At 71.2% G+C, this 23354-nt stretch carries 10 protein-coding genes and 2 pseudogenes; 10 read left to right on the top strand and 2 right to left on the bottom strand.

Features of this window, described 5'->3' with window-relative positions:
• Positions 1 to 158 precede the first annotated feature (158 nt).
• The 5 genes from QC385_RS19760 (at position 159) to QC385_RS19780 (ending at position 14402) form a co-directional block, all read left to right on the top strand.
• Positions 159 to 1421, top strand: a complete 1263-nt coding sequence (locus QC385_RS19760) for an MFS transporter (RefSeq protein ID WP_279542642.1) — start codon at positions 159 to 161, stop codon at positions 1419 to 1421.
• Positions 1421 to 4783 (top strand): type I polyketide synthase, encoded by a 3363-nt coding sequence (locus QC385_RS19765; protein ID WP_279542643.1) that lies wholly within the window; start codon positions 1421 to 1423, stop codon positions 4781 to 4783. Before QC385_RS19760 ends, QC385_RS19765 begins: the two co-directional genes overlap by 1 nt.
• On the top strand, positions 4780 to 12132 hold the full coding sequence (locus QC385_RS19770; protein ID WP_279542644.1) for a MupA/Atu3671 family FMN-dependent luciferase-like monooxygenase: 7353 nt from the start codon (positions 4780 to 4782) through the stop codon (positions 12130 to 12132). Before QC385_RS19765 ends, QC385_RS19770 begins: the two co-directional genes overlap by 4 nt.
• Positions 12133 to 12318: 186 nt before the next feature.
• Positions 12319 to 13524: a glycoside hydrolase family 64 protein gene (locus QC385_RS19775; protein WP_279542645.1), complete on the top strand. Its 1206-nt coding sequence runs from the start codon at positions 12319 to 12321 to the stop codon at positions 13522 to 13524.
• A 206-nt stretch (positions 13525 to 13730) separates the two neighbouring features.
• On the top strand, positions 13731 to 14402 hold the full coding sequence (locus QC385_RS19780) for a hypothetical protein (protein ID WP_279542646.1): 672 nt from the start codon (positions 13731 to 13733) through the stop codon (positions 14400 to 14402).
• 210 nt (positions 14403 to 14612) lie between these two features.
• On the opposite strand, the gene QC385_RS19785 is transcribed toward QC385_RS19780, so the two are convergent.
• Positions 14613 to 15335, bottom strand: coding sequence for a hypothetical protein (locus QC385_RS19785; RefSeq protein ID WP_279542647.1), 723 nt, complete (start codon positions 15333 to 15335; stop codon positions 14613 to 14615).
• 335 nt (positions 15336 to 15670) lie between these two features.
• On the opposite strand from QC385_RS19785, the gene QC385_RS19790 reads away from it, so the two are divergent.
• The 5 genes and pseudogenes from QC385_RS19790 to QC385_RS19810 all read left to right on the top strand — a co-directional run bounded on the left by QC385_RS19790 (position 15671) and on the right by QC385_RS19810 (position 21618).
• On the top strand, positions 15671 to 16555 hold the full coding sequence (locus QC385_RS19790) for an endonuclease/exonuclease/phosphatase family protein (RefSeq protein ID WP_279542648.1): 885 nt from the start codon (positions 15671 to 15673) through the stop codon (positions 16553 to 16555).
• A gap of 189 nt (positions 16556 to 16744) precedes the next feature.
• Positions 16745 to 17716 (top strand): bis(hydroxyethyl) terephthalate hydrolase, encoded by a 972-nt coding sequence (bdeA, locus tag QC385_RS19795; RefSeq protein ID WP_443032943.1) that lies wholly within the window; start codon positions 16745 to 16747, stop codon positions 17714 to 17716.
• A 317-nt stretch (positions 17717 to 18033) separates the two neighbouring features.
• Positions 18034 to 19674, top strand: a pseudogene (locus QC385_RS19800) (LuxR C-terminal-related transcriptional regulator); the annotation flags it as partial.
• Positions 19675 to 20303: 629 nt separating this feature from the next.
• Positions 20304 to 21257: a MerR family transcriptional regulator gene (locus QC385_RS19805; RefSeq protein ID WP_279542649.1), complete on the top strand. Its 954-nt coding sequence runs from the start codon at positions 20304 to 20306 to the stop codon at positions 21255 to 21257.
• Positions 21258 to 21261: 4 nt separating this feature from the next.
• Positions 21262 to 21618: a hypothetical protein gene (locus QC385_RS19810; protein ID WP_279542650.1), complete on the top strand. Its 357-nt coding sequence runs from the start codon at positions 21262 to 21264 to the stop codon at positions 21616 to 21618.
• Positions 21619 to 21723: 105 nt separating this feature from the next.
• Here QC385_RS19810 and QC385_RS19815 read toward each other — a convergent pair.
• Positions 21724 to 23253: pseudogene (locus tag QC385_RS19815) on the bottom strand (IS1182 family transposase).
• Positions 23254 to 23354: the final 101 nt, after the last annotated feature.

Here is a 23354-nt window from a genome sequence, read left to right on the forward strand (position 1 = left end):
TCTGTGCTGGGCCTGCGAGGGGGCATGACCGGCGGTCGCGGGGGGCGACCGCGTCGGCGACCGCCGTCCGCCCGGATCCCATAGCGCCGCCGAGCAGGCGGGCAGGGCATCCCGGTCTCACTCCAGTCACACCCTTCATGCAGACCAGGGGAAGGTGCATGAGGTACTTCCGTCTGCTCGTCCTGGGCAACGGCATCTCGGCGTACGGCAGTTACCTGAACATGGTGGCGCTGAACGTCTTCGTCTACGACGCCACCGGCAGCGCGCTGGCCGCCGGCCTCTTCATGGCCGTACGCCTGGCGACCAGTGTCGTCTCCGGCTGGGTGAGCGGGCGGCTCGTCTCCGTCCACGACCGCAAGCGCCTGATGGTCGGCGCCGACCTGTGCCAGGCCGTGGCCCTGCTGTCGCTGCTGCTCGCCCCCGACGGCACGCGCCCGGGGCTGCTGTACGTCCTGGCCGTGGTCACGGGCGGCTGCTCGACGCTCTCCCAGGTGGCCCTGCGCAGCAGCATCCCCGAGATCGTCGGCGCCGAGCACCGGGTCCGGGCCAACGGGCTGCTGGTGACGGGGCGTTCCCTCGCCATGATCGCCGGGTTCGCCTCCTCGGGCGTGGTGGTCGCGGAGTTCGGCTACGCGGCGGCGTTCGCGCTGGACGCCGGGACCTTCCTGGTCTCCGCGACCGTGCTGTCCCTGCTTCCGATCCGCACCAGGGCGGCCACCGAGGCCGCGGGCGGCGGCTCCGCGAAGGACTCCGGCGCCGCGCGCTGGACGGCCCGGATGCTGCTGGGCACGGCGCCGCTGCTGATGGCGATGATCGCCATCCGGGCGGTCGACGGGCTGGGCTCGTCGTCCCACAACGTCGCCCTCCCCATCTACTCCAGCGGCCTGGACCCCGACCATCCGGCCACGTTCATCAGCCAGTTCTGGGCCACCTGGGCCATCGGCAACATCGTCGCCCAGCAGGTGATCGGCCGGGTCACCAAGAAGACCGGGCGGACACCGGGGGAGCGGGCGTTCGCGCTCGGCGCCTGTGTGATGTCCGCCGGGTTCATCGTGGTCTTCAGCGGGCTGCCGACCGTGCCGGCCGTCATCGCCGCGCTCGTCGCCGGAGCCGCCGACGGATTCACCGAGATCGTCTACGTGTCGAGACTCCAGACCGCCCCCGACGACCAGCGCGGCCGCCTCTTCGGGCTCACGGCCTCGGCCGAGAACACCGGCTTCGGACTGGGCATGCTGGTCAGCGGCGCGCTCCTCGAGACCTTCTCGCCGCTCCAGGTGGTGGCCGCCTTCCACGGTCTCGCGATCGCCCTGTGCGCGGCACTGCTCCTGTGGCTGGTCAGCCGGGGCCGGACGACACCCGCCCCGCCCGCGGCAGAAGCCGCCGGCCGCGACACACCGACCATGACGGAGGAACGCGGCTGATGGACGCCAGCGACCCGGACCCGCGGATGGCCGTCATCGGCATGGCCTTCCGGCTGCCCGGCGCCGACACGCCCGAGGACTTCTGGCGCATCATCCGGGACGGCACCGACCGCATCACCCGCTTCACCGACGGGGAACTCGCCGCCGCCGGTGTCCCCGCCGAGGAGTACGAGGCGGAGGACTTCGTCGGCGCCTCCGGCCTGCTGGACGACATCGCCGGTTTTGACGCACAGCACTTCGGGATGAGCCCCCGCGAGGCCCGGCTCACCGACCCGCAGCAACGCATGTTCCTGGAGTGCGCCCAGCACGCCCTGGAGAACGCCGGCTACCCGGACGAACGCGGCGGTGCCCGCGTCGGCGTCTACGCCAGCACCGGATACCACCTGTACACCTTCCAGAACTACCTGCTCAACAACGTCCTGCCCAGCCATCCCACGTCCGACTGGGCGGCGAACATGCAGATCACCGTCGGCAACTACGCCGACTTCGCCGCCACCCGCGTCGCCTACCGGCTGGGCCTGACCGGCCCCGCCGTCAACCTCCAGACCGGCTGCTCCAGTTCGCTGGTCGGCGTGCAGGCGGCCGCGCAGTCGCTGCTCATGGGCGACTGCGACATCGCCCTCGTCGGTGCCACCGCCGTCCACGTGCCGCAGGTCCTGGGCTACCGCCACGTCAAGGGCTCGATCCTGTCCAGGTCCGGCCGCCTGCGGGCCTTCGACGCGGGCGCCGACGGCACCGTGGGAGGCACCGGCGTCCTGGCCGTCGTACTCAAGCGGCTGGCCCGGGCCGTCGCCGACGGCGACACGATCCACGGCGTCATCCGCGGCTGGGGCATCAGCAACGACGGCGCGGGCAAGTCGGCGTTCACCGCGCCGAGCGCCCAGGGACAGCACGCCGCCATCCGCCAGGCGCTGCGACGCGCGGACGTCGGCGCGGACACCATCGGCTACCTGGAGACGCACGGCACCGGCACGCTCAAGGGCGACCCCATCGAGTTCGAAGGCGCGGCCGGTGCCTACCGCGAGGACACCGACCGCGACGGCTACTGCGCCCTCGGCTCGGCCAAGGCCAACATCGGCCACCTCGACGCCGCATCCGGACTGGCCGGCCTCGTCAAGACCCTGCTGGTCCTGCGACACGGCGTGATCCCGCCGATGGCGAACTTCAGCGAGCCCAACCCCCTCATCGACCTCGACCGCAGCCCCTTCTACATCCCCCGGACCGCCCGGCCCTGGCCCGCGAGCGGCACACCCCGCCGCGCGGGCCTCACCTCCCTCGGCGTCGGCGGCACCAACGTCCACCTGATCCTGGAACAGGCCCCGGAACCCGCACCCAGGACCGGCTCGGCCGCGCCTCCCGACGTGCTGCTCGTCTCCGGAAGCAGCCCCCAGGCCCTCGCGGACAACGCCCGGGCCTTGCGCGACCGGTTACGGCAGCCACCCGCGCCCCACCTGTCGGACCTCGTCACCACCGCCGCCCTCGGCCGCACCCACGGCCGCCACCGCCTCGCGGCCCGCGGCTCCACTCCGGCAGCCCTCGCCGACGCCCTCGACGCCTGGCTCGCCGGAACCCCCACAGCGGCGGTGACCACGGGGACGACTCCAGGGGAGGGCACCCCGCGCGTGGCGTTCCAGTTCACCGGCCAGGGCAGCCACCACCCCGGCATGGCCGCCGCCCTCTACGCGCGTTTCCCCGCAGTGCGCGAAGTGCTCGACACCTGCGAACAGCACTACCGCGACCTCACCGGCGACTCCCTGCTCGCGGCGCTGTGTGAGGAGGACCCGGGGGAGGCGCCACTCGTGGGCACGGACACCGCTCAGCCCGCGCTGTTCGCCCTGCAGTGCGCCCTCGTCCGGCTGTGGCGCGACTGCGGCGTCGAACCGTACGCCGTGACCGGGCACAGCGTCGGGGAGTACGCCGCCCTGTACGCGGCCGGAGCCCTGCCGCTCGAGGACGGTCTGCGCCTGACCGCCGAACGCGGCCGGCTGATGCGGCAGCGCTGCGCGCCCGGCGCGATGGTGGCCGCTCCGCTCGACCGGGCGAGCGCCCTCGCCCTGGCCGCGGAGGTTCCCGGACTGGAGGCGGCCGTGTCCAACGGGGACCGTGCCCACGTCCTCGCCGGTCCCGTGGCCGCCGTCGACCGGGCGTGCGAACTGCTGGACGACCGCGGCACACCCGGGCAGCGGCTGCCGGTGACCCGCGCCTTCCACACCGCCTTGATGGAACCGATGCTGGAGGAGTTCCGGAAAGTCCTCGACGACATGGACTTCCGGCCCGTTCGGGTCCCGTTCGTCAGCGCCCTGGACGGTGTCACCCGCCCGCCCGGCTGGATCCCCGACACGGACCACCTCCTCCGGCACACCCGCGAGCCCGTCCGCTTCGACGAGGCGTTGCGCGCCATCGGCGCCGAGCAGCCCGACGTACTGCTGGAGGCCGGGCCGCACACCACCCTCAGCGCCCTGGCGCGCCGGGCGCTGCCCGACGTACGGGCCCTGCCGTCCCTGCGGCGCGGCACCGGGCTCGGCGCCCTCTGGGGTGCGGCCGCGGGGCTGCACTGCGCGGGAGCGGACGTCGCCTGGGAGACGCTCCTGGCCGGCAGCGGCGGCAGACGCATCCCGCTGCCCGGATACCGATTCCAGCACCAGGACCACTGGACGGGGCCGGCGCCGACGGCCCTCAGCACGGGAACATCAGCGAGCAAGGGAGCCGAAGTGGTTCAGCAAGAGGCAGCGGTCGCACGAGTACTGCACAGCATCGTCGAGGCGACCGCCCGGCATCTCGGCGGGGATCCGTCGGCGATCGCCGGTGACGCGAACTTCTTCGAACTCGGCGCCGACTCCTTGCAGATGATCAGCGTGCTGCGGGAACTGGAACAGGAGCACCAGGTCAGGGTGACCATGCGGCAGCTGCTGGAGGAGACGGGCACGCCGCGGCGGCTCGCGGAGTTCATCGTGGCCCGTATGCCGGACGTGGGCAGCACGGCGGTGGGCTCCACCGGGGCGGGTTCCACCGAAGTGGGCTCCACCGGGGTGGGCGCATCGCTGCCACGCGCCGCTGCCGACCCCGGGCCCGCGGTTGCCCCGCCGGCTCCGGCGCCCGCAGCGGCTTCCGCCACGCCTCCCGCACCCGCCCCGGCTCCCGAACCGACTTTCGAACCGGCGCCCGCACCGGCTCCCGCTCCCGCCCCGGCCGCCGGCGCCCCGGCTCCGGAGTACGCGACCCGCGAGGAGCTGGAGGACCTGGCCGACAAGATCCAGCAGATGTCCCGGATACAGCTCCAGATGATGTCCCAGCTCTCCCAGCTGCTCGCGCTCCAGACGGCCTCGGTGACGGATCGGCTCAACGGCAGGGTGGCCAAGTGAGCGGGCTGAACGGCATATCCGCCGCACTGGACCGTGACCTGGCCGCGATGGAGGAGCTCTCCCAGCGGATCGCCCGGCAGATCGGCGACGGAACCCCCGACCAGGAGCAGCGATTCCCGGAACCGGCCCGCGTCCACGGCCCCCGGGTGTCGGTCGCGAGGAACTCCGGCATGGTGCGGGACGCCTCCCCGCACACCCAGCAGGAGCACCTGGACGACCTGGTCCGCCGCTACACCGCCAGGACGCCCACCTCCAAGCAGATCGCCCAGCGCTACCGCCGCGTCCTGGCCGACAGCCGTGCCGTGGTCGGCTTCCGCAGCGGCACGAAGGAGATGCTGTACCCGATCGCGGGCCGCCGGGCGAGCGGGGCGCGGCTGGAGGACGTCGACGGCAACGAGTACGTCGACATCACCATGGGTTTCGGCGTCCTCCTCTTCGGCCACGAGCCGGACTTCGTGACCGAGGCCGTGCGCGAGCACCTGTCCCGCGGTATCCAGCTCGGCCCCCGCGCCATCGAGACCGGCGAGGCGGCAGAACTCCTCGCCGGACTCACCGGGCTGGAGCGCGTGGCCTTCGCCAACTCCGGCACGGAGGCGAACTCGGCGGCCATCCGTCTGGCCCGCGCCGCCACCGGCCGCGACAAGATCGTCACCTTCCTGGGTGCGTACCACGGCCACGCCGACAACGTCCTCGGCCGTGCCTCGGGCAGCGGCGCCGACCAGATCACCGTGCCCGTCTCCAGGGGCATCCCGCAGGCCTCCGTCTCGGATCTGCTGGTCCTCGACTACGGCAGCGACTCCGCCCTGGAGGCGATCACCCGGCACGCCGACGACATCGCGGCGGTCGTCGTGGAGCCGGTGCAGAGCAGGCACCCCTCGCTTCAGCCGGCCGAGTTCGTCCGCAAGTTGAGGGAGCTGACCCGCCGCCACGGCATCGTGCTGCTCTTCGACGAGATGCTGACCGGTTTCCGCCCCGCCCAGCGCGGCGCGCAGGAGCTGTACGGCGTGACCCCGGACCTCGCCACCTACGGCAAGCTCCTCGGCGGCGGCTTTCCCATCGGCGCCATCGCGGGCCGCGCCGACATCATGGACGGCGTCGACGGCGGCTACTGGTCGTACGGCGACGACAGTTACCCGCCCGCCGACACGACGTTCTTCGGTGGTACCTACATCCAGCACCCGGTGTCGATGGTCGCCGCCCGCGCCGTCCTCACGCACCTCAAGGAGCACAGTCCGCGCCTCCAGGAGCGCCTGAACGCGCGTACCGCGGAACTGGCCGCGACGCTCAACGGCTTCTTCGAGGCCGAGGAGTACCCGCTGCGGATGACCCACTTCGGCTCCCAGTTCCGCTTCGAGCACCGGGCTGACATGGAGCTCCTGTACCACCACCTGATGCTGCGCGGCGTGCACGTCTGGGAGTGGCGCAACTTCTTCCTGTCCACGGCCCATTCGGACGGTGACATCGAATTCGTGGCCGACGCCGTACGGGACTCGCTGCGTGAACTGCGGTCGGCGGGGTTCTTCCCGGGCGGGCGGTCCGTGGTCCCGAAGGCCGCGCCTCCGGCTCCGGCACCGACTCCGTCTCCGGACCCGGCACCTGTACTGCACCCGGCATCCGCCGCCGCGCCGACGCCGGCATCCGCCGCCCCCGTGGCGTCCATGGCCTGGAACACCGCGGCGGTCACCGGCTCCCGCACGGCACGCGTGGCCGAAGCCGCCCCACGCACAGCCGAAGCCGCCCCACGTACCACCGACTTCAGCGTCTACTTCTTCGGCGACTACCCGCAGGACGCCTCGGCCCCCCGACACGGCCAGTACGAACTCCTGATGGAGGTCGCCCGGTTCGCGGACCGGCACGGCTTCCACGCGCTGTGGATGCCCGAGCGCCACTTCCACTCCTTCGGCGGCCTGTTCCCCAACCCGGCGGTGCTCGCGGCCGCGCTGTCCCGTGAGACCGAGCGCATCCGTCTCAACGCCGGCTCCGTCGTCCTGCCCCTCCACGACCCGATCCGGGTCGCGGAGGAGTGGTCGATGGTCGACAACCTCTCCGGCGGGCGCGTCGGTATCGGTGTCGCCAGCGGCTGGAGCTCCAAGGACTTCGCCTTCTTCCCGGACCGTTTCGGCCGGCACAAGGAGCTGATGTTCGAACAGCTGGAGGAGGTGCGCAGGTTCTGGCGCGGAGAGGCGGTGCGCCGCACCACCGGTGACGGCGAGGCCGCCGACCTGCGGCTCTTCCCGCGGCCGGTGCAGGACGATCCGCCCATGTACACCGCGGTGGTCGGCAACCCCGCCTCGTACGAACTGGCCGCCCGTCACGGCCTGGGCATCGTCACCAACCTGATGACCCAGAGCGTCGAACAGCTCGGGGAGAACATCGCCCGCTACCGGAGCGCACGGGCCCGGCACGGCCTGGACCCGGACGCCGGGCGGGTGGCCGTCCTGCTGCACACCTACCTCGCGGAGGACCACGACACCGCGAGGACGGAGGCGTACGGACCGCTGTCCCGCTACATGCGCGCGTCCCTGTCCCTGTTCAGCGGCGTCACCAACAGCCTCGGGCACAGCGTCGATCTGGCCGCGCTCAGCGAGGACGATCTGGAGGCCGTGTTCCACCGGGCCTACGGCCGCTACTGCGACCAGCGGGCCCTGATCGGCACGGTGGACACGGTCCGCCCGGTCGTGGACGCGGTGACCGCGGCGGGTGCCGACGAGATCGTGGCGCTCGTCGACTTCGGTGTCGCACCCGACGAGCTGCGTTCGGGCCTGCCCCGCCTGGACGCGCTACGCCGCCACTACCGCCGGCCGTCCACTGCCGGACCAGTCCTCACTGCCGCCCCCTTGTCGCCCGGCCAGGAGCGGATCTGGTTCCTGGAGCGCCTGCTCCCCGGGCGTACCGCCTACAACGAGGTCAAGGCGGTCCGCCTCGACGGCCCCCTCGACGTATCCGCCCTGCACGCGGCACTACGCGGCCTCGTCGCCCGGCACGAGGGCCTGCGCACCGTTTTCCGGGAGACCGGCGGTGAGCCGCGTCAGCTGGTACGGGCGTCCGCCGAACCCGACTTCGAGGTCGTGGACGGCACCGGCAACGCCCGGACCACGCTCCAGGACGTCCTGGCGGCCGAGAGCGCTCGCCGCTTCGACCTGGCGGAAGGCCCGTTGTTCGTCACGCGGCTCGTCAGGCTCGCCGAGGCGGAGCACGTCCTCGTCCTGTCCCTGCACCACATCGTGGTCGACGCGGCCTCGGCCACCATTCTCGCCCGCGACCTGTCCGCCCTCTACCGGGCCGAACGCGACGGCACCACCCCCGACCTTCCAGTCCTCACCTGGAGCTGTGCCCAGCACGCGAGGGAACAGGCGGCGTCGGCGAACAGCCCCGAGGCCGAAGCGGACCTGGCCCACTGGCGCCGTACCCTCGGCGGCGACCTGCCCGTCCTCGCCCTGCCCACCGACCGGCCGCGCCCGTCGCCGATGACCTCCAACGGCCGGGCGGCGTTCCACACGCTCGACCCCGAACTCTCCCGCATGCTCCGCGAGTTGAGCCGGGGCCGCCGCACCACCCTGTTCATGACGCTGCTCGCCGGATACGCGGCGACGCTGCACAGGATCACCGGGCAGACGGACATCGTCGTCGGCACCCCGTTCTCGGACCGGACCGAGCGGGCCGAGCACGTGCTCGGATTCTTCGTGAACACCCTCGCGCTGCGCTTCGACCTGTCCGGCGACCCGGCGTTCACCGCGCTGCTGGACCGGGTGCGCTCGGTCGCCCTCGACGCGTACGACCACGCGCGGGTGCCGTTCGAGAAGGTCGTGCGGGAACTCGCCCCGGCCAGGGCGGTCGACCGGACACCGGTGTTCCAGACGTTCGCCGAGTTCCAGCGTGCCGAGCCGTTCCGTTTCGAGCTGCCCGGCATCGAGGCCACACCGCTGGACGCGGGTCCTGACAAGGCGCTGACGGACCTCACCGTCTACTTCACCGACCAGCCGCAGGGCATCCGCTGCCATCTGGAGTACAACACCGACCTGTTCGACCAGCACACCGTCGAGGGCTTCTTCGCCACCTTCCGGGACCTGCTCACCGTCGCGGTCGACACTCCCGAGGCCCCCCTGTCGCGGCTCGTCCCGGCCGCCGTCGAGGCCGCCGCCGCGGGGGAGCCCGTACCACGGTCCTGGCAACGCGGCCCGGCCCGCCCGCCCACGGACACCACCGTCCACGCGCTCGTCGCCCGGCAGGCAGCCGCGCGACCGGACAGTACGGCCGTGATCAGCGGCGACAACCGGCTCACCTACCGCGAACTGGACGAGCGTGCCGGGCACTTGGCCGCAGTACTGCGCGACCGGCACACCACGGCGGATGGTGACACGGACGTCGTCGCGCTGTGGCTGCCACGCTCCGTCGACCTCGTCGTCGCCATGCTCGCCGCGCTCAAGGCGGGCCGCGCCTACGTGCCGCTCGACCCGTCCCTGGGGCGGGCACGCGCCGAGCAGGTCATCGCCGAGTGCGGGGCCGGGACTGTGGTGTCCGCGCTCGACGAGGCCGCAGCGCTGAACCTGCCCGGGCACGTGACTGTCGTACCGCCCGACGCGACCGGCCGCACCGCCCCGCACCCCTCCACCCCGCCCGCCCTCGATACCCGGTCCGCGTGCTGCGTCCTGTACACGTCGGGCAGCACCGGCACCCCCAAGGGCGTCGTGCTGACGCACCACGGCGTGGTCGACCTGTGCGAGTGGCAGCACCGGCGTTTCGCCTTCACCCCGGCCGACCGCAGTGCCGTGGTGTGCAGCCAGAGCTTCGACGCCTCGGTGCTGGAGATCTGGCCGGCGCTGACCGCGGGAGCGTCGGTCACGATCGCCGGCGAGGAACTGCGCAGGGATCCGCTCGCCCTGGCCCGGTGGTACGCCGAGCAGGGCGTCACCTTCTCCATCCTCCCCACCGCCCTGGGCGAACAAGTACTCCGCCTGCCTCCGGCGGACCAGCCACCACTGCGTCACCTGCTGCTCGGCGGCGACGCCCTGCGCACACGCCCGCGGCCCGAGGCGCCGTACGAGACGGTGAACGTGTACGGGCCCACCGAGGTCACCGTCCTGTGCACCACCGAGACCGTGTCCCCGCGCGAGCAGGACCCCGCCCGCCCCATCGCGCTGGGGCGCCCCGTCGACAACGTGACGCTGAGCGTGCTCGACGCCGTCGGCAGCCCGGTGGCCGTGGGCACGACGGGGGAGTTGTACGTCGGCGGCCCCGGGGTCGCGCGCGGCTATCTGCACCGCCCCGAACTGACCGGGGAGCGCTTCCTGCCCGACCCCGATGGCGGCCCGGACGCCCGCACGTACCGCACCGGCGACCTGGTCCGCTGGAGGGACGACGGAAAACTGGAGTTCTGCGGCCGGGCCGACGACCAGGTCAAGATCCGTGGCTTCCGGGTCGAGCCCGAGGAGGTGTCCCGCGTGCTCAACGCCCTGGACGGCGTGCGCGAGGCGGCCGTGCTGGCCCGGCGCAACGACCGGGGAGAGGCGTATCTGGCGGCCTACGCCGTCCCCGTCGACCCGATCGGCGCCTCGGCCGAGGACCGGCAGGCGTTCGCCGACCTCCTGGCCGAGGAACTGGCCGCCCGGCTCCCGGAGTACCTGGTGCCGCGCGCCTGGCGGATCCCGGTCGCCCTGCCCCTGACGGGCAACGGCAAGCTGGACCGCACCGCGCTGCCGGCGCCCGACCTCGTCACCACGGCACCGGGCCACAGGCCGAGCGGCACCGGCGGGGACCCGGCGTCCGGCCGTCGCACGGACATCGAACGGCGCGTACGACGCCTGTGGGCAGCCGAGTTCGGCATCGACGCCGACACCGTCACGGCCGACGCCTCCTTCTTCGACCTGGGCGGCCACTCGATCACCGCGATGCGGCTGGTCAACCAGGTACGGGAGGAGTTCGGCACCGAGTACCCGATGCTGAGCTTCTACCAGGAGCCGACCCTGCGGGCCATGACGACCCACCTGGCCGAAACGCTCACGGAGATGACCCCGAGCCCGGCCGCCGAGGCCGACGACGTCCCCGGCACGGTGGAGCACAGCGCACCCGCCACCGCCCAGCAGACCCGCTTCGCCACGGTGCACGCCGAACACCCCCTCCCGCAGGTCTTCAACGTCGCCCTGCGGATCACCCTCTCCGGAGACCTGGACACCGCGGCCCTGCGCACCGCCCTGACCCAGCTCGCCGAACGGCACGAGGGACTGCGGACGCGCCTGTCCCGCAGCGGGAAAGGCTGGGAACAACAGGTACTGCGGCCAGGCCCGGTCCAGCTGCCGATCGAGGACCTCACCGCCCGCCCCGAGCACGAGCGGCAACGGGCCCTGGACCAGGCGAGCACCCGGGCCGCCGAAACACCCGTCGACCCCACTCGCGGAACACCGATGTCCCAGCGGCTGCTGCGCACCGGCGAGCACACCTGGGTGCTGCTCCTCGTCCTGCACCACTCCGCGTGCGACGGATGGTCCGTCAGCCTGCTGCTGAAGGAACTGGCCGCGCTCTACGGCTCCGCCCTGCGGGGCGAACCCCACGCCCTGCCGCCCGTGCAGTGCCAGCCCGCCCAGTACGCCCGTTGGCAGCGGGAACAGGCCGACGGGGCCGGCGACGAACGCAAGCTGGACTTCTGGCTGCGCGAGCTGGACGGCGTGCCGTTCACGGTCGGCCTGCCCCTGGACCGGCCCAGGCCCGAGCACCCCAGCGGCCGGGGCGGCGCCGTGATGTTCACCGTCCCCGCCGAAGTGCGCACTGCCGTCGAACGCCTCGCGCGGCAGCGGGGCACGACGCCGTTCGTGGTCACCGCGGCCGCCCTGGGCCGGCTGCTCGCGCAGAAGTCCGGGCAGTCCGACGTGGTGTTCAACATCTCCTACGCCAACCGTGAGCGCCGCGCATTCGAATCCCTGCTGGCCTGCACGATCTCCGGCTTCGCGCTGCCGGTGCGGGGCGGCGCGGCCGGTGCCTTCGCCGCCCTGACGGACCGCGTCGCCCGTACGGCGGTGGAGTGCATGGACCAGGCCATGCCGGTGCGCCGGATCGCCCCCGCGTTGCAGGAGCGCACGGGCGTCGACGTACCGGACCGGCTGGACGTCGGCTTCGCGTACCAGAGCTCCCTGGACGCCGAGGTGGAACTGCCCGGCCTGACCACAGCGGTGGAGGACCTGGCCCCCGCGGCGTCCCGCACGCTGCTGACCTTCGGCCTCGTCCCGGCCGGCGACGAACTGAAGGGCTTCGTCGAGTACTCGGCCGACCTGTGGGACCGCACCACGATCGAGGCCTGGACCCGCGACTACGTCGGCCTCCTGCGCGAGGAGACCGACCGGGCACTCGGGCACTGACTCCCTGTCCGTGACGCCGCCCCCAGCCGCCCCCAGGCGGTCGGCGTCACGGACAGCCACGCCCGGCCAGGGGACACACAACTGGGCATCCGTACCGACGCATTGACAGGTCCGGACCAAAGCGGCACGCTCTGAGAGCGCTCTCACCCCTTCCCGGATCGGCCACCTGTCGAACGGAGACAGAGCATGCTACGCACTTTCAGACGCAGCCTCACGGCTGTCGGGCTGTCCCTCGCGACGGTCCTGACCGGCTCACTTCTCGCGACCGGAGCGAGTACGCCGGCCCACGCCGCCGTCCCGGCGACGATCCCCCTGAAGATCACCAACAACTCGGCCCGCGGCGAGCAGGTGTACATCTACAACCTCGGCACCGAACTGTCGACCGGGCGGCAGGGCTGGGCCGACGCCAACGGCACCTTCCACCCCTGGCCGGCGGGTGGCAACCCGCCGACTCCCGCCCCCGACGCGTCGATCCCGGGCCCGGCGGCGGGCCAGTCGACAACGATCCGCATGCCGAAGTTCTCCGGCCGCGTGTACTTCTCCTACGGCCAGAAACTGGTGTTCAGACTCACCACCGGCGGCCTGGTCCAGCCCGCCGTGCAGAACCCGGCCGACCCCAACCGGAACATCCTGTTCAACTGGTCGGAGTACACCCTCAACGACGCGGGCCTGTGGATCAACAGCACACAGGTCGACATGTTCTCCGCACCGTACGCGGTGGGAGTGCAGCGAGCCGACGGAACCACGGCATCCACCGGCCGCCTCAAGCCCGGCGGCTACCACGGCTTCTTCAACGCGCTCAGAGGACAGCCCGGAGGCTGGGCCAACCTGATCCAGACCCGCCCCGACGGCACCGTACTGCGCGCCCTGTCCCCGCTGTACGGCCTGGAGACCGGCGCACTGCCGGCCACCGTCATGGACGACTACGTCAACCGCGTCTGGCAGAAGTACTCCGCCTCGACCCTGACGGTCACCCCGTTCGCCGACCGGCCGGACATCAGGTACTTCGGCCGCGTCTCCGGCAACGTCATGCGCTTCACCGACGGCGCCGGCGCCACCGTCACCAGCTTCGAGAAACCGGACGCCTCCTCGGTCTTCGGCTGCCACAGAAAGCTCGACGCGCCGAACGACCAGGTCCGCGGGCCGATCTCACGCACCCTGTGCGCCGGCTTCAACCGCTCCACCCTGCTGGCCAACCCCAACCAGCCCGACACCAGCGCCGACGCCTTCTACAAGGACAACGTCACCAACCACTACGCCCGCAAGATCCACGCCCAGATGGCCGACGGCAAGGCGTACGCCTTCGCCTTCGACGACGTGGGCCACCACGAGTCCCTCGTGCACGACGGCAACCCGCGCCAGGCCTACCTCACCCTCGACCCCCTCAACTGACCTGGTCGGCGCTCCCCAACTCCGGGCTCCGTCCGCTCTGTTGACTCTTCATCATTTCTGGAAATCAATTACAACTTTGCTTTCCCTTGGTGTAGATGAACTGCGGTTTACGTGAGCCTCATGGGCACCAGGCGGTGACTAAACACCCTCCTGTAACAGGGAGGGTGTGGTCACTGTCCCCCCATGCAAGGGTGAGAGGCACCACCATGACGAAGAACCGCACACTGCGTTACGGCAGCCGCACGCTGGCGTTGACGGCGACCGCTCTCGGGGTGATCGCGACGGCCGTGCCCGCCGCGGCCGAGGAGCAGCCCACCGCGGAGCAGATCATGGCCGACTGCGCGTCCGGGGAAGGCAAGTGCACCTTCAACTCCCCGGCTGTCGGCCAGGCTTACCTCGGCGAGCCCCGCCAGGTCTCCGAACTGCTCTACAACTGCACCGACTCGTCCGCCTCCCAGTCGATGTCCTGGGCCGACACCGTGGGCTCCTCCCACTCGGTGGGCGGCTCGGTCACGGCGGGCGGAGGCATCGAGGGCATCATCACGGCCAGTGTGACCGCGACGTACAACTACACGTGGCAGAGCACGCACACGGAGACGAGTTCCTTCACCGTGAACGTCCGGCCCGGAGAAGTCGGCTGGATCTCCCGCGCCCAGGTGATGCAGCGGATAACCGGCACGTGGCAGACCCACTACGACGACCCCAAGTGGGGCCACTACTACTGGTTCGTCCCCGACGTGGTCACCGGCCCGGCCCCGAACGGCACGGACGGCAAGCACAGCGCGGTCGTGGTCAAGTCCCGCAAGATGACGACCGAGGAAAAGAAGCTGTGCACCACCGGCTCCACCCAGGACAAGCTCTTCACCCGCAGCAGCTGATCCCGGCGCCTCCGCGAGGGGGTGGCCGGCCAGGCAGCGAGCGAGAGCGAGTTGTGCGACGCCGTCGGCACCCAGAGGCGCCGACGGTCGTCCACCGCGTCCTGCGTCGGCAGGCAGGCCATGTCGGCCTGACCGGGCCGCCGGCCGCACTGACTCCCCGGCATCGCCGCGATGTCATTCAGTGTGTGCTGCCACACTGATGACGCATCGTCAGCTGCCGGCGTTCTCCGGCTGTGCCTCTGCGTCGGACGCGGCCGTCGGCTCCGGCGCGGAGGCGGTGTAGAAGACGGACCGGCCCTGCTTGGTGCGCTCGGCCTGGCTCTTGGCGACCAGTGCTTCGAGCGTGACGCGCACGACCTTGGTCGCGATGTCGCGATCGGGGTGAGCCTGGTTGAGCGCTGCGGAGATCTCCGTGGCGGAGCGCGGTTCCTTCTGCTCCGCGAGGTGGAGGCGAATGAGTTCGACCAGGGTGGGCTGGGCCGCCGTGGTGGCACCCGCGGTCTTGGTCTCGGGCTTTCCGGCTGCCTTGGTGGCCCCAGCGGCCTTGGCTTCGGGCTTTCCGGCTGCCTTCGTGGCACCCGCAGCCTTGGCCTCGGGCTTTCCGGCTGCCTTCTTCCGAGGACGGGTGGCGGTGGACTTGCGTGCCTTCTGCTTCCCGTCGGGCGTGGCGCCGGCCTTCCTCCGCCGTGGCGAGGGCACCGTGGCGCTCTGATTCTCGGCAGCGGACTCGGCCGGGGCCGCTTCGATGCCGAGTGCCTGGCGCATGTTCACCAGCACGGAGTGGTCACGCTGCAGGGCGACGAGCTGCTCCTGCAGTGAGGCGATCTCCGCACTGATCCGTTCCTGCTCCTTGAGGTTGGCCTCCAGGTCGCCGGTCACCTGGGCGATGTACTGGGATGCCAGTTCGGTGGCGGGAGTTGTTGTCTCGGGCATGGTGCTGACCTTTCCTCGGCGTGTGGCCGTACTGCGGGCGAAGCTTTCTCCGGGGGGCGAGGTCTCGGCCGGCCTGGCAGGACATCGCGCGTGCCGCAGGGTGCCTTCGTGTAGAGATAGTACGGACAGGTCGAGCCGGTTGTTCGCACCGTGTTGTGTCAGGCGCCCGCCGTCGGCCCCGATGTGTTGGTGTCAGGGTGCCAACGCGGCAGTAAGCGGATATGAGTTCGTGCCTGCGGCCTGAAGTGGGTGAAGCATGTACTGCTGTCGCTCCCGTCCCATAACCTCGTGCCTGGGGGACGTCAGATGCCATGTGCAGGGACACTGGGGAGGCGATGGTGTTCGGAAGGGCCACGCGGTTGTTCGCGGGCGCCATGACCGTGGTCTGCATGATGCTCCTCGGCCCCAGCGCACCAGGCGGTCCCGTCTTCGGCAGGTCACTGCCCGTCGCTGCCGCCAGGGATGCCGTACCGAACCGGGTCATGACGTGGAACATCTGCAATCCCTGCGAGGTGAGCAACGTCGACCGGGCGGCGGAGATCGCCGCGTACGCGCCGCAGGTCATCGGTCTTCAGGAAGCGTGCGTGCGTGACGTCGAGAGGATCCGGGACTACCTGGAAAGCCTTCACGGACTCGTTTACCACGTGCGGTACGGGATGGTTCTTCAGGACTGGGGCCGCTGCGGAGGACTGCCGTGGAATCCGGGGTCCTTCGGCCAGGCGGTTCTCTCGGCGGCACCGATGACGGACCGCGTCCACGTGGAATACCCCGACGGCGGATCCGAGGACCGTGGGTACATGGCGGTCACGACCACGGTGGGCGGCCAGCGGGTCCGCGTCTTCAACACACACCTCGCCCAACGACGTCAGGAAGAAGTCCGCGCGGACCAGACGACGGTACTGGCGACCGAGGTCGCCCGGCACGACCGCGCGATCGTGCTCGGCGATTTCAACGCCGTGCCGGATGCTCCCGAACTCGCCCGGATGTGGGCACTGGCCACGGATGCGGACCCGCAGTGCCGTCCCTCGCCCGCCGGCACGTGTGAGGTGACCACCGACTGGCACCTCAAGTTCGACTACGTCTTCCTGCGAGGCTTCGCCCCGCTCAGGCACCGCGTCCAACCCAGCGCGTACTCGGACCACCATCTGCTGCACACCGACGTGGCCGTGAGCCAGAGCGTTTCCGGGAGTCCCTCGCGACCAGGCCGGGCAACGGGGTGACCCCTCGCGGCCCGAGGTGACCCCCCGTGGCCCGAGGTGACCGGTGACATTGCCGGTCCGCGCGCGGGTGCCGGTCCCCGACAGTGGCACGGCCAGCCCGATGGCGGTGCCCTCGGCGGGCACGCTGCGGACTCCCCAGGTCCCGCGTGCCCGTGACACGAGTCGCCGCCACGACAGAGAGGACTCGTCGTGCGACTCCACCCTCACACCGACTCAGCCGCCCATCCCTCCGGCTCACCCGCCCATCTCTCCGGCTCACCAGCCCATGCCTCCGGCTCCCTCCGGCACCGGACCGGGCGACTGGTCGGCGCCGCCGCGGCGCTCGCCGTCCTCGTCGGTCTGGGACCCCTGGCCGGCCCGGGGGCCCACGCCGCGGACAACCCCTACGAGCGCGGCCCGGCCCCCACCACATCCAGCATCGAGGCGCTGCGCGGCCCGTACGCCGTGTCGCAGACGTCCGTCTCCGCGCTGTCCGTCACGGGATTCGGCGGCGGCACCATCTACTACCCGACGAGCACCAGCGACGGCACGTTCGGCGCGGTGGCCATCTCGCCCGGCTACACCGCCTACGAGTCGTCGATCGCCTGGCTGGGACCGCGCCTGGCCTCGCAGGGCTTCGTGGTGTTCACCATCGACACGCTCACCACGGGCGACCAGCCCGACTCCCGCGGACGTCAGCTCCTGGCCGCGCTGGACCACCTCACCCAGCGCAGCTCGGTGCGCGGCCGCGTCGACGCCTCCCGCCTCGGCGTGATGGGCCACTCGATGGGCGGTGGCGGCAGCCTGGAGGCCGCCAAGTCGCGTCCCGGCCTCCAGGCGGCGATCCCGCTGACCCCTTGGAACCTCGACAAGACCTGGCCCGAGGTCACCACACCGACCCTGATCTTCGGAGCCGACGGTGACTCCATCGCCCCCGTCGCGTCCCATGCCGAACCCTTCTACTCGAGCCTGTCCTCCTCGCTCGACCGGGGCTATCTGGAGCTGAACTCGGCGACGCACTTCACGCCCAACTCGTCGAACACGACGATCGCGAAGTACAGCATTTCCTGGCTCAAGCGGTTCATCGACAACGACACCCGCTACGAGCAGTTCCTGTGCCCCCTGCCCCGGCCGAGCCTGACCATCGAGGAGTACCGGGGCAACTGCCCGCACGGTTCCTGACGCGCCGAGCCCCCGGTTGCGCGTCCGCGGCAACGAGGGGACCGGCGGCGGGCGCGTGCGACGCGTCCGCCGCCGGTGCCGGGGCACGGCCGAGACGACCGGCCGTTGGGCGCCGGCACAATCCGTCCACCCGCCGTGCCCGGTCAACGCGCAGGTGAATCCGCGGATGTGTGCGCGAGGCTGCGCGGACGTCAGCCTTCCGGTCTTCAGTACGCGCAAGTAACCTCCCGGGAATGAACGGAGACGGAAGCCGGGTGCGGACGGCTCCCCCCGCAGGGGGCCGGAACGGAGGAGACAGCGCCGAGCCGGCCGCCGCGGACCGCGGCCGTGCCGCGCTCGCGCGCGGGAGGCGGCAGCTGTTCGACGGGCCGGTGGGTGACGCCCGCGCGTCCCTGCTGCTGGCCGCGTCCCTGCTGGCCGCCGACGCCCCGGACGGGGCCGAGGCCGCACGCCTCGCCGCCGTGGACGCCGCCTGGGCGGCGGGCGACGTCACGCTCTGTCTGACCACCCTCGACGGCACGGACACCGCAGGGCGCGCAGGCGGGTATGCCGGACTGGTCACCGCCGCCGCCACCGACAGGGGCGCCGCCACCAACAAGGTCGCCGCCACCGACAAGGTCGCCGCCGACCAGGACGGTGCTCCGACGACCGGACGAGGCACCGACCGCCGGCCATCACCCGGCACCACGGACGCCACTGTTCCTCAGACTGAGAGCGGTCGGCCCGAGCCGTCCGGCGGGCCGGGTCCGGGGTGGGCCCGCGACGCGTTCATCCGGGACTACCGCGACGGCATGCGAGCCCTGCTCGCCCGGACCCCTGACCGTGCCTCCGGACCGCTGCGGCGCGTGCTGGACCAGGCGCGCACCGACGGCCGGACCGACCGCCTGCTGCGCGCCGCGGCGGCTGCCCTGCTGCTCGGGGACGTCCGCGCGGCCCGCGCCGCCGGGGCCCGCGCCCTCGCCGCCGCCCGGGACGCGGACTGCTCCGCGGCCGAGGCCCGGGCCCTCGAATACCTGGCCTACGGCGAACTGCGTGCCGGCTGCCACGCACAGGCACGCACCCATGCCGAGGAGGGTGTCCGGGCCGCGCTGGCGGCCGGGTACCGCAACACGGCCGCGAGCCACCACGCGATGCTCGCCCTGGCGGCCTCCATCGAAGGGGACACCGCCACGGTCGCGCGCCACGCCTCGGCGGCCCTGACCACCGCCCGCCGTCACGGCCTGGCCCAGACGGCGACCCTCGCGGAGTGGGCCACCGCCCGCGCCGACCTGGCCCGCGGCCGTCCCCTCGACGCCTACGACCGGCTCGGCCCGCTCGTCGGGCCCGGCCCCCGGCGCGGCCACTTCGCCGTGTGGATGCTGGCCCTCCCCTGCTACGTGGAGGCCGCGGTGCTGGCCGGACACCCCCAGGACGCGAGTACGGTCCTCGCCGACCTCGCCCAGTGGGCGGCCTTCGGGGTCGACCCGCACGCGCCGGCCCAGCTCGCCCGCTGCCGCGCCCTGCTGGCCCCCGATGACCGCGCCGACGACCTCTACCTGCGGGCGCTGGCCCTGCACGACGAAAGGGGCGGCGACTTCGAACGTGCCCGCACCGAGCTCCCCTACGGCCGGTGGCTGCGGCGCCGCCGCCGCTTGCGGGAGGCCCGGAGCCGGCTCGGAGCCGCCCTGGTCGGCTTCGAGCGCTGCGGCGCGGGCGCGTGGGCCGACCAGACGCGGGGCGAGCTGCGCGCCAACGGAGCCGCGTCCGTGACGGAGACGGCGGGAGGGCTGTCGCGGCTGACGCCTCAGCAGCTGCGTATCGCGCGCTACGTGGCCGAGGGCGCCACCAATAGGGAGGTGGCCCAGCGGCTGGCCGTCAGCACCCGCACGGTCGACTACCACCTACGCAATGTCTTCGCCGCCCTCGGCGTGCGCTCCCGCATGGAACTGGCCCGCATGGTCGACCAGGAGAGCCGCTGAGCCCTCGCCAGGGGGAGGCCCCGGCGGCCCGCGCTGAGGAGTTCCCGGTGGTCCGCCCGGAGGACCCCCGGTGGTTCACCGACACCGTTGGCGAATTTCCTGCGCCAACGGAGGCTGGTGATCACTAGTGCTGTATCAAGCAACGTTTGCCCTGTTGTCGCCCGGCGGTGTCGGCTCGATCGAACCGATGCAGCAGATGGGCGGCGCCCATCCGGCTCCGGCGAGGACCTGTTCGGCGTCGATGTCTCGTTACAGATCCATGCCGATGACCTGAGGCTGTCCCTGAGCGGGGTCCGCAGCTACCCGTTTGCCGCCTACCGCCGGTTCCGCCGCCGGCGGTTTGAGGGCGTCTCCCACAAGATCCACTGCGTCCTCGCCTTCATACCGGACGATGCCGAACGCTTCGAGGCGATCGACGCCCTCCGCTGGACGAGCGTGCCAGGGTGCGGCGCTGGACGACGGATCTGGCTGAAAGCGAGTCGGGCAGCGCCGGGACCATCCCGAGACGCCGTGGTCGCGGGCGACACCGCCCGGCACATGGTCAACAAGGTGTACAGAGCCCTTTACCCCGCAGGAAGTCCTGGCGCCCCGGTTGAGTCTCCTGTGGGGGGAGACAGCAAGCTGGGGGCATGGACCGCGACACGCTCTATTCCATCGGGGAGTTGTCCCGCAGGACCGGCCTGACGGTGAAGACCATCCGGTTCTACTCCGACAAGGGCATCGTCCCGCCAACCGACCGGAGTCCCGCGGGCTACCGGCTGTACGGCCTCGACGCACTCGCACGCCTGGACCTGGCCCGCACCCTTCGCGATCTCGGGCTGGACCTGGCGACCGTGCGCAAGGTGCTGGATCGGGAGGCATCCATATCGGAAGTCGCGGAAGTACACGCCAACGCTCTGGACGTACAGATCCAGACTCTCCGCCTGCGCCGGGCAATACTGCGAGCAGTCGCCAGGCGCGGCCCCACTACCAAGGAGATGGACCTCATGCACCGACTCGCCACGCTTTGCCGGGCCGAACGGCACCAGTTGGTATCCGACTTCATCGACGACGCGTTCAGGGACCTTGACGACAACCCCGAGTTCGTGACCCTGATGCGATCCGCCATTCCCGAGCTCCCCGATGATCCTGCGCCCGAACAAGCCGAGGCCTGGGTGGAACTCGCCGAACTCTGCCAGAACGCGGACTTCCGTATCGCGTTACGCCGCACAGCCGCGGACCAAGCGCAAGAGCCTTCCCAGCAGGACGTCAGCGCCCTGCAGGACGCTCTCAACCACGCGATGCGTGAACGATTCGACGAAGCCGTATCCGCCGGCATCCTCCCGGCTTTTGCCAAAGATGCACCCCGTGCCGAGTCACTGGGCGGCCTCTACGGCTACGCGTTCGAGCGTGCTGACGACGGCGATCTGCGCCGCTGGCTCCTCGCCCGCCTGCAGACAACCGCCGACCCACACACCGAGCGCTACTGGCAACTCGTGGCGACGATCAATGGATGGCCCGCATCACCAACACTCGCTCCCGTTTACACCTGGTTCGCCACCGCCTTCTGCCATGAGGCGAGAACGACGATCACGAAGGCCTGATGCAATGAGGACGCGCGTCCTGAAATTTGGCTTGTACGCAGACGAGCAGGGGTTGGCATGGGTCACCAAACTCGTCGAGGAGGCTGTGGGATCCCGGAGCGCCCGGATCGTCGATGAGACCATCGTCCGCACTTTTCCCGGCAGCGAGCTGTCGACCGCTGACGTGTACGACCACCTGGCGGAACAGTGGGCCGTGGAACATCCTGCCCAGAGCAGCGGCGCACGGGAACCCATAGAGCTGCGCGTCCACTTACTGTGCTCCTTGCGGACGTGGCGGGCGATCCGCAAGACAGTGATCAAGACCCTGTGTCCAGAGGGCATGGCGACGCACATCTGCCGTGTTCCATGGACGGCTGCCTGAACGGGCTCGCGGTGCCCGACGGCGCACGAGACGCCGCTGTGTCAGGAGTACCCGCAGAATTTCCACAGCGCCACGATCAGCGATCGGGACGGCACGCACATCGTTCTACTGGGCAGGCCGGAGGGTTGCCAGGTGAGATGTGCGAGTGCGGGCTCTGGGGGTGTCGTTCCACCATGCATTGAGGCGGTGGAAGTTCATCGCGGCCGCGGTGAGCTGATGCTGTAGCCGCGTCTTGGCCAGGCCGTGATACCGGCATCGCCGCAGACCGAAGGCTCGAACACCCTGGGAGATGGTGCCTTCGACACCAGCCCGGTGGGCGTACTGCTCCTTCCACTCCTGAGTGTCTTCCTGTGCTCGTGCCTGCTGGATCGCCTCATACTCCGCTTGCGGGCGGAGGGTGATCCAACGACTGCTGATCACGCCCTTGGGACAGGTCACCTGTCGGTTCACCCAGTCGACGGCGAAGTCGGCCTGGGAGAAGCCGCCGTCCCTGGTCTGCCAGCTGGTAGAGGCGAGGATCGGGCCCACCAGGTTCACTTTGTGCCTTTGGCGGGCAGCGACCACTTCCCTGGCCGTTGCGTAGCCCGCGTCGACCAGGTGGCAATCGGGCAGAAGGCCGCGCTCGGCGAGGTGGGCGTGGATCGGGGCGACCAGCCGCACGTCCGGGACCGTGGAGTCGGTCGTGGCGACGTGGGTGATCAGGTTCGGACGGTCCGGCTCGCAGGTCTCGGTGAGGTGGACCTTGTAGCCGTCCCAGAAAACGCCGCGCTTCACGCTGCCCCGCGCGTCGGTGTCATAGGGCGTGACCAGCCGCTCCGCGCCCGGCCGCCGGTCCTTGAGGTCCCGGCGACGAACATGTCCGTTATCGACGAAGTACTGCTGAATCCACATCCTCCGAAGGGTCTGGACCCGGCCAAGCAGCTGCAGGGACGCGGGGGCGTCGGGCGCGTGCAGGGCGGCAAGCAGTCTCAGGCCGTCGGCGCCGATCTGCTCGATCAGGTCGGTCTGCTTGGCCTTCGCCCTTGGGCAACCGGGTGTCCTCGAACCGGATTGCGTACCGGTTGAACCATCCAGGCGGAACCCACTCAGCCAGCCACTCCGGCTCGTGGGCTGCCACGCTGTTCAACGCGGCCCGCAGGGTTTCACCGAGCCGCACCAGCCCGTTGATCTGCCGGGCGGCGGACAACACGATCGTGGAGTCCGTGCGCGCACGGCCACCGGCCTTGAGCAAGCCGTGCTCCGCAGCGGCCTCAAGGACACGGTCCAAGAGCTCGACCCGGCGTCTCCCGCGATCAGCCGGTCCCTGAACTCGGTGAGCACTGAGTGGTCGAAGCCCGGGTCGGCCAGCTCCAGCCCCAGCAAGTACTTCCAGTCCAGCCGCCCGCGCACCGCGTCCGCGGCCTGTCGGTCCGACAGGCCCTCGGCGAACTGCATGACTGAGACGAGCGCCAGCCTGCCCGGTGACCACGCCGGCTTCCCCCTGCTCGGATACAGCCCGGCGAAGTCCGCGTCCGAGAACAGCCCGCCCAACTCGTCACGGATCCGCATCGCCAAACTGCCCTTCGGAAACGCAGCCCGCACCACCCGAGCCGTCCCCTCGGGGACCCCGTCGATCTTCCTGGCGTGCAACGACACCGACACCCTCCCCCAACACAACGTCGGCCTTCACGACCACAACGGGTCGTGAAGGCCGACGTCACGTTCAGTCCCAGGATTCGCCAACAGTGTCGTCTGTC

This window comes from Streptomyces sp. DH10 (assembly GCF_029813805.1).
GTDB classification, from domain to species: Bacteria; Actinomycetota; Actinomycetes; order Streptomycetales; family Streptomycetaceae; genus Streptomyces; species Streptomyces coeruleofuscus.